This window comes from Shewanella sp. UCD-KL12, assembly GCF_001957125.1.
GTDB lineage: Bacteria > Pseudomonadota > Gammaproteobacteria > Enterobacterales > Shewanellaceae > Shewanella.
In genome coordinates, this window is the sequence record NZ_MPHJ01000008.1 from 248,695 (window position 1) to 257,721 (window position 9,027).

Below are 9,027 nucleotides of genomic sequence, written 5' to 3' on the forward strand. Positions count from 1 at the left end.
CCAGCCTGTGCGCAAGGTCAATGCGCTCGTGCATCTTCCTGCAAAGGCGCATCATCTGATCCAAATTAAGGCAGTAAAGTATGAGACATATTTCCAAGGATATGACGCTACCCCCTGATCTTACCGTTAAAAGAGGCTCAGGCGCCGTGCGCAGTAAGTTCCCTATCTACAGTAATTCACTCCCACCTTGTAACCATGCCTGCCCAACTGGCAGCAATATACAGGAGTGGCTAGGGCTTGCACAAAAAGAGCAATTTGAGCAAGCATTTCAGGCATTAATCAAAAACAATCCTATGCCAGCTATTCATGGGCGAGTCTGTTATCACCCCTGTGAAAGCGCCTGTAACCGCAGCGATGTTGATGATGCCGTGAGCGTGCATGCCGTTGAGCGGTTTTTAGGCGACCAAGCCATCGAAAAGCAATGGCCGGTGCGCTTTGACGCGCAGCCTACCGGTAAGCGCGTATTAATTGTTGGTGCAGGCCCTAGTGGTCTTGCCACGGCCTACCATCTTAAACGTATGGGCCACGATGTAGAGATACGCGACAGTGCGCCTATGGCAGGCGGCATGATGCATTTTGGTATTCCGGCTTATCGTTTACCGCGTAATGTGCTTCAGCAAGAGATAAAGCGCATCGAAGATATGGGCATCAAGATAGTGCTCAACCATGAAGTCGATTCAATATTGGCTGCCAAAGTGAAGGGCCAGTTTGATGCGGTATTTATCGCTATTGGCGCGCATATTGGCCGTGGTGTTGAAATTGATAATGCCGATCCTGACAAGGTGACAGATGCGGTCTCCTACCTCAGAGACATAGAGTTAGGTAAAGCACCAAAACTTGGCAAAGTTGTTGCTGTGTATGGTGGAGGTAATACCGCCATGGATGCGGCGCGTACTGCTAAGCGTTTCGGCGCTGAAGTTAAAGTGATCTACAGGCGCGATAGAGCCAATATGCCAGCCCATGACTTTGAGTGTGTTGAAGCGATGGAAGAAGGCGTAGAGTTCCATTGGCAACGCACCATAAACCAGATTGATGGCACAACATTCACCCTCGAGAAAATGACCATCAATGAAGAGGGAAGACCCCAGCCTTCTGGTGAGTTTGAAACCATTGAAGCCGATTCACTTATCTTAGCCCTTGGGCAAAATATCGATAGCAAACTGACCAAAGCCATTCCTGATGTTGAGCATAAATGGGATGGCAGTGTTGTGGTTAATGAAAACATGATGACCGGTTATAAAGGCGTGTTTGCTGGTGGCGATATGGTGCCATGCGATCGCACTGTGACCATCGCCGTTGGCCATGGCAAAAAAGCGGCTGCCAATATCGATGCTTTCCTTAAAGGACGTATCTTTACCAAGGTCGAGAAACTGCCACTTATCAAAGTCGATGAACTGCAACTTTGGTACAAAACCGATGCAGAGCAAAGTGAGCAAAGTGCCAGCGATCCAATTCAACGCCGGACTAACTTTGATGAAGTCCTTGATGGGTTAAGTGAGCAAGAGGCCCTTTATGAAGCCCAGCGCTGTTATTCATGTGGTAACTGTTTTGAATGCAACGGCTGTTTTGGGGCTTGTCCACACGGTGCTATTACCCGTTTAGGTGAAGGCAAAGGCTATAAGATCGATTATGACAAATGTACGGGTTGCGAAGCGTGTTATTCGCAGTGCCCCTGTCATGCGATCGAAATGGTAGAAGCCGAGCTGGCCTAGGAGCAGATATGACCAATATTCAAATAATCAGAATAGGCCACTTACCAATGCCCTTGTCTCAAACCATCGAAATGGTAGAAGCCGAGCTGGCATAGGAGCAGATATGATTGATTTAAAAAATAAAAATAATTTACCTATCATGCATACCTGTGATGGTAACGAAGCTGCTGCACATATTGCCTATCGTGTGAGTGAAGTGTGCGCCATCTATCCCATAACCCCATCATCAACCATGGCAGAACTTGCTGAAGAGTGGGCGACACAAGACACCCGTAACATTTGGGGCGGTATACCGCTTATCGCGTCTATGCAAAGTGAAGGGGGCGCAGCAGGTACTGTACATGGCTCATTGCAAAGTGGCGCTTTGACCACCACCTTTACCGCATCTCAAGGCTTACTCTTGATGCTGCCTAACATGTACAAGATAGCTGGTGAGTTAACCTCGACTGTATTTCATGTCGCAGCGCGTTCACTTGCAGCCCAGGGGCTATCTATCTTTGGCGATCATCAAGATGTAATGGCGGCGCGTGGTACAGGGTTCGCGCTATTAGCCTCATCTTCAGTGCAGGAAGCCCACGACATGGCGATGGTTGCCCATGCAGCAACACTCGATGCGCGTATTCCATTTATGCACTTCTTTGACGGTTTCAGAACCTCTCATGAGGTCAATAAAATTGAGCTTATCAGTGATAGCGATATTCGCGAGATGATTGATGACAAGCTTGTTAGAGCCCATAGAGAACGCGGGTTAAGCCCAAATAAACCCTTTATACGTGGTACGGCGCAAAATCCAGATGTGTACTTTCAAGGCCGTGAAACAGTCACGCCGTTTTATAATAATACGCCTCAAATTGTACAAAGCTGTATGGACAAGCTGGGCGATCTTACGGGTCGTTATTACCAGTTACTTGAATACTACGGCGCGAAAGATGCTGAGCGTGTGATTATCGCCATGGGCTCAGGCATTGAAACCGTTAAAGAGACGGTCGATGCACTGACAAAAAGTGGCGAGAAAGTGGGCCTGCTGCAAGTCCGGCTCTATCGCCCATTAAGCGCTAAACATCTCATTGATGCACTGCCTAACACGGCCAGCAGCATTACTGTGCTAGATAGAACCAAGGAGCCAGGTGCTAATGCCGATCCTCTCTATCAAGACATTTTAACCGCGTTGATGGACAGCTATAGCCAATCAGGACAATTAGCCAAGCTACCTAAACTCATTGCTGGTCGATATGGCCTGTCGAGTAAAGAGTTTACCCCAGCCATGGTTAAGGCCATTTTTGATAACTCGGCAAAGGATACGCCTAAGCATCACTTTACCGTTGGGATAATCGATGATGTGAGCCACTCACATATCGACTATGACCCAAGCTGGGATATTGAGTCTAAAGATGTCGTTAGAGCAATCTTCTACGGCCTAGGGGCAGATGGCACAGTAGGTGCGAATAAAAACACCATCAAGATCATCGGCGCAGATCCAGCTTTCTCTGCGCAAGGTTATTTTGTCTATGACTCGAAAAAGTCAGGCTCTCAAACTGAGTCGCATCTGCGGTTTGGTAAAGATGCCATCAACAGTCCTTATCTGATCCAGTCCGCGAACTTTATCGCCTGTCATCAGCCTACCTTCGTTGATACAACGGATATGTTAGCAAAAGCGGCTGACAAGGCTGTGTTTTTACTCAATACACAAGTGACTGCCGATAAAGTGTGGGACACACTGCCAGCTGCGATGCAATCTAAGTTGATTGAAAAGCAGATGAGCCTACATGTGATTGATGCTTACAAGGTTGCTGAAGATACCGGCATGGGTAAGCGCATCAATACCATTATGCAGACCTGTTTCTTTGCGCTATCTGGGGTATTAGAGAAAGAGGAAGCGATCGGAAAGATCAAAAAAGCGATCGTGAAAACTTATACTCATAAGGGCCCCAAAGTTATTGAGAAAAACTTTGCAGCGGTCGATCACACTTTAGCGCACTTAGAGAAGGTTGCAATTCCTGCATCTGTCACCGCTAAAGCTGTTAATAAAGCCCTTGTTAATGATAAAGCCCCTGATTTTGTAAAACAGGTAACAGCGAAAATGATGGCGGGTAAGGGCGATCTTATTCCTGTGTCTATGTTACCCGTTGATGGCACCTATCCATCGGGGACGACACAATGGGAAAAGCGGGATATCGCACTGCAAATCCCAGTGTGGGAGCAAAAAGAGTGCATTCAATGTGGTAACTGCTCGATTGTTTGCCCCCATGCAGCTATTCGAGCCAAGTTCTTTGATAAATCTGAACTTGAAAAGGCACCGAGCGGTTTTAAATCCCATACCATCAGTGCCCGCGGTTTCCCTGATACTCGGTATAGCTTGCAAGTGTTTGCACAAGACTGCACCGGTTGTACCTTATGTGTCGATGCCTGTCCTATGGTGATAGAGGAAGCCACAGAAACAACCCCTGAGCGTAAAGCGTTAAATATGCAGCCTAAAGAAAGCTATATGGCCCAAGCTGAGCAAGATTTGGCCTTCTTTACAGCATTGCCCTATAACGACAGATCGCGAGTGGATTTCTCACATGTTCGCGGCGCTCAGTTCCTACAGCCTCTGTTTGAGTTCTCAGGAGCCTGCTCAGGTTGCGGTGAAACACCCTACCTTAAGCTGGTGTCACAGCTGTTTGGCGATCGCTTAATGATTGCTAATGCGACAGGTTGCTCCTCTATTTACGGCGGTAATTTACCTACCACCCCTTGGGCTAAAAACGACAAAGGCCGAGGTCCGGCATGGGCCAACTCACTGTTTGAAGACAACGCCGAGTTTGGTTTTGGCTTCCGTTTAGCAGCGGTTAAACAACAAGAGAGTGCTAAGCAGATCTTAGGTCGGATGAGTCAACAGACTGAAAGTCCGTTAGCGCCTGAGCTGGTGGACAGACTCATCAATGACGAACAGGAAACTGAGTCAGATATTCAAGCGCAGATTAAACGGGTTGATAGCCTTAAATCGCAACTTGAAAAGCTAGGAACAACCGACGCACTCAACCTTATTTCGGTCGCCGATCAATTGATCAGACGATCAATATGGATAGTGGGTGGTGATGGCTGGGCTTACGATATTGGCTCTAGCGGTCTAGACCATGTGCTTGCGAGTGGCGCCGATGTCAACGTGCTCGTGATGGATACCGAAGTGTACTCCAACACAGGTGGCCAGATGTCAAAATCGACCCCACTTGGCGCAGTGGCTAAGTTTGCCGCATCGGGTAAACATACCCCGAAAAAGGATGTGGCTATGCAGGCTATCTCCTATAACAACGTCTATGTCGCGCGTATTGCACTGGGCGGCGATCCACAGCAGACCTTACTCGCGATGCGTGAAGCGGAGGCTTATAAAGGGCCATCAATCATCATCGCCTACAGTCACTGTATTGCTCATGGTATCACCATGGAGCAGGGACTAACGCAGCAACAGCTGGCAGTAAAGTCAGGCCATTGGCCGCTGTTTAGGTATAACCCCGATCTGCGCGAAGTGGGGGAGAACCCATTCTCACTCGATTCGTTAAGACCGTCTATTCCACTCAAAGCGTACCGCGCTAATGAAGCGAGATTTCAGATCTTAGCGCGCAATAACCCTGAACTGGCAGCCTCTTTAACAGAGCGAGCACAAAAGGTGTTAGAGCGTAAATGGAAGTTGTATGAAGAGATTGCCACCCGTGGGCAAGAGGTTGTAGCGCCTCATGTCGAGTTTGAGCGTCAAGAGCTCGCGGCGCAGCACTGAGTACATCTACATTGAGTGTATAGCGCTGAGTCGATAGCTAATAGGTGCCCAGAACGCTTAATACTGGGCGCTTAGCTCTGACTGATTAACACAATTTTTATAAAACTAACTCTATAAAAAGAGCGCTGTTAGAACCTGGCTTTATAACGGTTCTAGCAGTCTAGTCCAACACGTGTGCCATAAATTTCTCAAAGAAAAACCATTTTCAATTTTTGTCATGAAAAACTTAACTTATAAAGGATGAAATACCGATATGACTAACAAGATAGTAAAACTTTCAAGAAACACAGATAACGCGCCTCAAAGCAATCTATCGACTCAAAGCGTGGCTTTTTCTCATTACAATAATATCTCTGGCCAACTGCCTGTTGATGCAAAAAGCGGTCAACTGGTAGCTGGTGGCGTTGAAGCGCAGGCAAAGCAATGTTTAGCAAATATTAAAGCCATCATCGAAAGCACTGCACATGCCATGCATGATGTCGTCCGTATTAATGTATACCTTAAAAATATTACAGATCTCGATGCGGTAGATGAAGTATATGCTTCATTCTTCCAGAGCTATCTGCCTACTCGTACGGTACTTGCCGTTGCAGCATTGCCTCTCGACGGCGCTTTAGTGCAGATGGATGCAGCGCTTTCAAACGGTGAGGGGACGCCGCCACAAGCTGCTTGCCCATTGGTAAAACTGGTTAGAAATACCGACAATGCACCAATCAGTGCGGTATCTACACAATCTGTGGCTTTTTCTCATTACAGCCATATCTCAGCGCAATTACCAGTAGAGCCAAAATCAGGCAATATCGTCCCAGGCGGTGTAAAAGAGCAAACCAAGCAATGTTTAACCAATATCAAAGCGATACTAGAAAGTATTACTGTGCCATTTGATGATATTGTCAAAATCAATATCCATCTAAAAGACCTTGCCGATCTCGACGCGGTGAACGAAGTTTATACTACCTTCTTCCCTGATTCATCGATTGCTAGAACCTTAGCCTATTTCCCTGCACGTTCTGTGGTAGCGGCTGAAGGCTTGTCAATGGATGCACTAGTACAAATTGATGCTACTGTATCTCACGGTGACGGCACGCCGCCACAAGCGGTTGAAGACAGACATGGCCTTATCATTGAGCCAAACAACACTGACAAAGCGCCTATCAGTGCGCTTTCGACGCAAACTGTGGCATTTTCTCACTACAACAATGTCTCAGCGCAACTGCCAATAGACGCAACAGTGGGTAAAGTGGTCGCAGTTGGCATCAAGGAGCAAGCTCAACAGTGTCTTAACAATATCAAGGCGATTATCGAAAGTGTTGATCATGATATGGACGATGCCGTTAAACTCAATATCCAACTTAAAGATATTGCCGATGTTGACGCGGTAAATGAGGTTTTTACCACCTTCTTCAAGGGGGATTTGCCTGCTAAAACCATCATAGGCGTTTCAGCTATTCCGATGGACGCGTTGGTACAAATAGATGCCATCTTCTCTAATGCTGAAGGCACACCGCCTTTAGTGTAGAAAAACAGTACACTTATTGACATAAATTGCTCACTTCGGCATTAGCTGGAGTGAGCTTTTTGTTATTGATGTACCAGGTTTTTGTTGGGCTTGCTCAACTTTACGAGTAAATAGTAATAGTGAATTTATTTTGCTCGTTTATTTTTGTTGAACTGTAAAAATCTATGTTTATCAAATGGTTGGTTTAACTCAAGGTTTATTAATAGGTTAGTAACACACGCATGCGCGTTTATCCGTATGGTATATTTCGATGAAATGATATAACTTAATGAAATTAATAAGTTTTGTGCTGCGCGTTTTTACTGGTCTAATGAAGTAAATGTGCATGCGCACTATACAAATGTTATGAGTAATGGTGATGGTATGGATTGGCCCAGTAACGAAGACTGTTATCCTGCAATGAAAGACTTTGCAATCTATTACATGGAAGGAGAGCAGCAAACTAAGTGGCTAAGCATCATCGAAGATGGTCTTAATATTGGAAAGTTCTCTTCGGGCAAAGGCTTCTTGCATGAGATTGATAGAGTCATTAAGGCATCCTCTAAACCAAGTATGCCTAACAGAGCTGAGTTATATCAGTTAATTTGCACTGTATGCATTTAAAACTCATAACAAGACCATGAAAAATCACCCACAAAAAATGTGGGCAGGACGCGAAAAAAGCCGCGCGCCTTTTATGGTAGGCGTTATACGTATATAAAGGATTGGTGTGAATTTCAAAAAAGTGCTCTCAATTATAGCTATCGTCATTGTTATCTTTAACTTTGGAAGGGGGATTTTTACTGACTTCGTTCAAACAAAACCTGAAGATGAGTTAAAAGCTATTTTTGGAAAGTATTTCACCGAGGGCGATGAGCGGATAAAATTAGTTTGGTTTTCTGCACAAGGGAAAACTATTTCATTAGCTCTTGAGTTAGGTGGGCTCGGCGAAAACCCTAAAAAATTAGATTTGATAAAACAAAACTCTAGAGCCTATGTCAAAGATAAAGTCTGCTCTAGTGAACAACTTAGGCAGTTCATAGAAGAAGGTAACTACATCTCTGTGGATATAAGAAACGGAGATGCAACTTACCGCAACGTAGAAAATATTATGAATATAACTATGTCAGCGAATAAATGCGTATAACAAGCTGTTTAATCTGGACAAAATACAGTTGGCTGTGTTTCGTTCCTCAACATTTTAGCCAACAATATTTTGCCCATTAACGAGGGCGTTATATGCCTAAGGAAATCGATGAGTAATCAGGAAGACATTTGCGCCAAATTCAATGCGGATTATTCGCCGTGTAATGGTACTGATAAATTAGGCATTGCTCTTGAAACTATTGGCAAACTTCCTGTAAACGGTTTGAGGCAAGTTGCGGAAAATGGAACTTGTGGTTGGTATATTTGGTGCGGTGAAAAATGGACCGATGATCCAGACTTTTTCAAACCATTACACGTAAGTCATATTAATGATTACCTTCCTCAAATAGAACCTTATTTGGCATTGCCTCCAGGGCATAGGTTTCTAATTGCAGTCGGTTACGAGGATGTGTGGAAAGATTCGGAGTTAATCGGCATATAACAAGCCAATACAGTCAGCGGCTGATAACAGCTTGCTCGGTTCCGCTTCGCTTCACATTTTAGCAAGCTATTATCAGCCGCTGACTGGGGCGTTGGTATGACTCCCCACGTCAAGCAGAACACCACTCTTTCGGCCTAAATATTTAAGCCTGCTTTTGCTCTTTTGACTCAATTGGGAGAGTGCTCTGAAGGCACTAAGCCAACATAACTCATTAGTTTTCGCGGATGATCAAAGCGAGTTAGATCTCCTAACTCTGCAATGACACCCGCAGCAACCAGTAACCTCACACCACGTAATGCCTGTATTGCTTTGACTACCGGATAGTAACGCCATATTTTCACATGGTGCTCTAGCTCATTGTCGAGCCGCTTCAGTCGAGCTATTCGCTCCGAAATGGTTTGTAAGTATTCTTGCAAGACAATCTGTTGACTAGGGTGCGGTAATATCAGTTCAGTCAGCCACCGTAAGTGCTTTA

Annotated in this window: 6 protein-coding genes and 1 pseudogene; 6 read left to right on the plus strand and 1 reads right to left on the minus strand. The window is 45.4% G+C overall.

Annotated features, from left to right (window positions below; translation table 11 throughout):
- Positions 1-80 precede the first annotated feature (80 nt).
- From BM736_RS15785 to BM736_RS15810, 6 genes are all read left to right on the plus strand, one after another.
- Positions 81-1,712, plus strand: coding sequence for an NAD(P)-binding protein (locus BM736_RS15785; protein WP_076413879.1), 1,632 nt, complete (start codon positions 81-83; stop codon positions 1,710-1,712).
- A 103-nt stretch (positions 1,713-1,815) separates the two neighbouring features.
- Positions 1,816-5,466 (plus strand): pyruvate:ferredoxin (flavodoxin) oxidoreductase, encoded by a 3,651-nt coding sequence (gene nifJ, locus BM736_RS15790; RefSeq protein WP_076413881.1) that lies wholly within the window; start codon positions 1,816-1,818, stop codon positions 5,464-5,466.
- Positions 5,467-5,719: 253 nt separating this feature from the next.
- The gene (locus BM736_RS15795) at positions 5,720-6,985 is read left to right on the plus strand and encodes a RidA family protein (RefSeq protein ID WP_076413884.1); all 1,266 of its coding nucleotides are present in this window, start codon (positions 5,720-5,722) and stop codon (positions 6,983-6,985) included.
- A 363-nt stretch (positions 6,986-7,348) separates the two neighbouring features.
- Positions 7,349-7,588: a hypothetical protein gene (locus BM736_RS15800; RefSeq protein WP_076413918.1), complete on the plus strand. Its 240-nt coding sequence runs from the start codon at positions 7,349-7,351 to the stop codon at positions 7,586-7,588.
- A gap of 106 nt (positions 7,589-7,694) precedes the next feature.
- On the plus strand, positions 7,695-8,111 hold the full coding sequence (locus tag BM736_RS15805; protein WP_076413887.1) for a hypothetical protein: 417 nt from the start codon (positions 7,695-7,697) through the stop codon (positions 8,109-8,111).
- 108 nt (positions 8,112-8,219) lie between these two features.
- Entirely contained in the window at positions 8,220-8,552 is a 333-nt protein-coding gene (locus BM736_RS15810) for a hypothetical protein (protein WP_076413889.1), read from the plus strand.
- A gap of 176 nt (positions 8,553-8,728) precedes the next feature.
- Here BM736_RS15810 and BM736_RS15815 read toward each other — a convergent pair.
- Positions 8,729-9,027 (minus strand): annotated as a pseudogene (locus BM736_RS15815) (transposase); the annotation flags it as partial.

What these genes read in the sequence shown, in the direction of transcription:
- BM736_RS15785 (WP_076413879.1), top strand. Translation starts at nt 81, where the DNA reads ATGAGACATATTTCCAAGGATATGACGCTACCCCCTGATCTTACCGTT.
- nifJ (WP_076413881.1), top strand. Translation starts at nt 1,816, where the DNA reads ATGATTGATTTAAAAAATAAAAATAATTTACCTATCATGCATACCTGT.
- BM736_RS15795 (WP_076413884.1), top strand. Translation starts at nt 5,720, where the DNA reads ATGACTAACAAGATAGTAAAACTTTCAAGAAACACAGATAACGCGCCT.
- BM736_RS15800 (WP_076413918.1), top strand. Translation starts at nt 7,349, where the DNA reads ATGGATTGGCCCAGTAACGAAGACTGTTATCCTGCAATGAAAGACTTT.
- BM736_RS15810 (WP_076413889.1), top strand. Translation starts at nt 8,220, where the DNA reads ATGAGTAATCAGGAAGACATTTGCGCCAAATTCAATGCGGATTATTCG.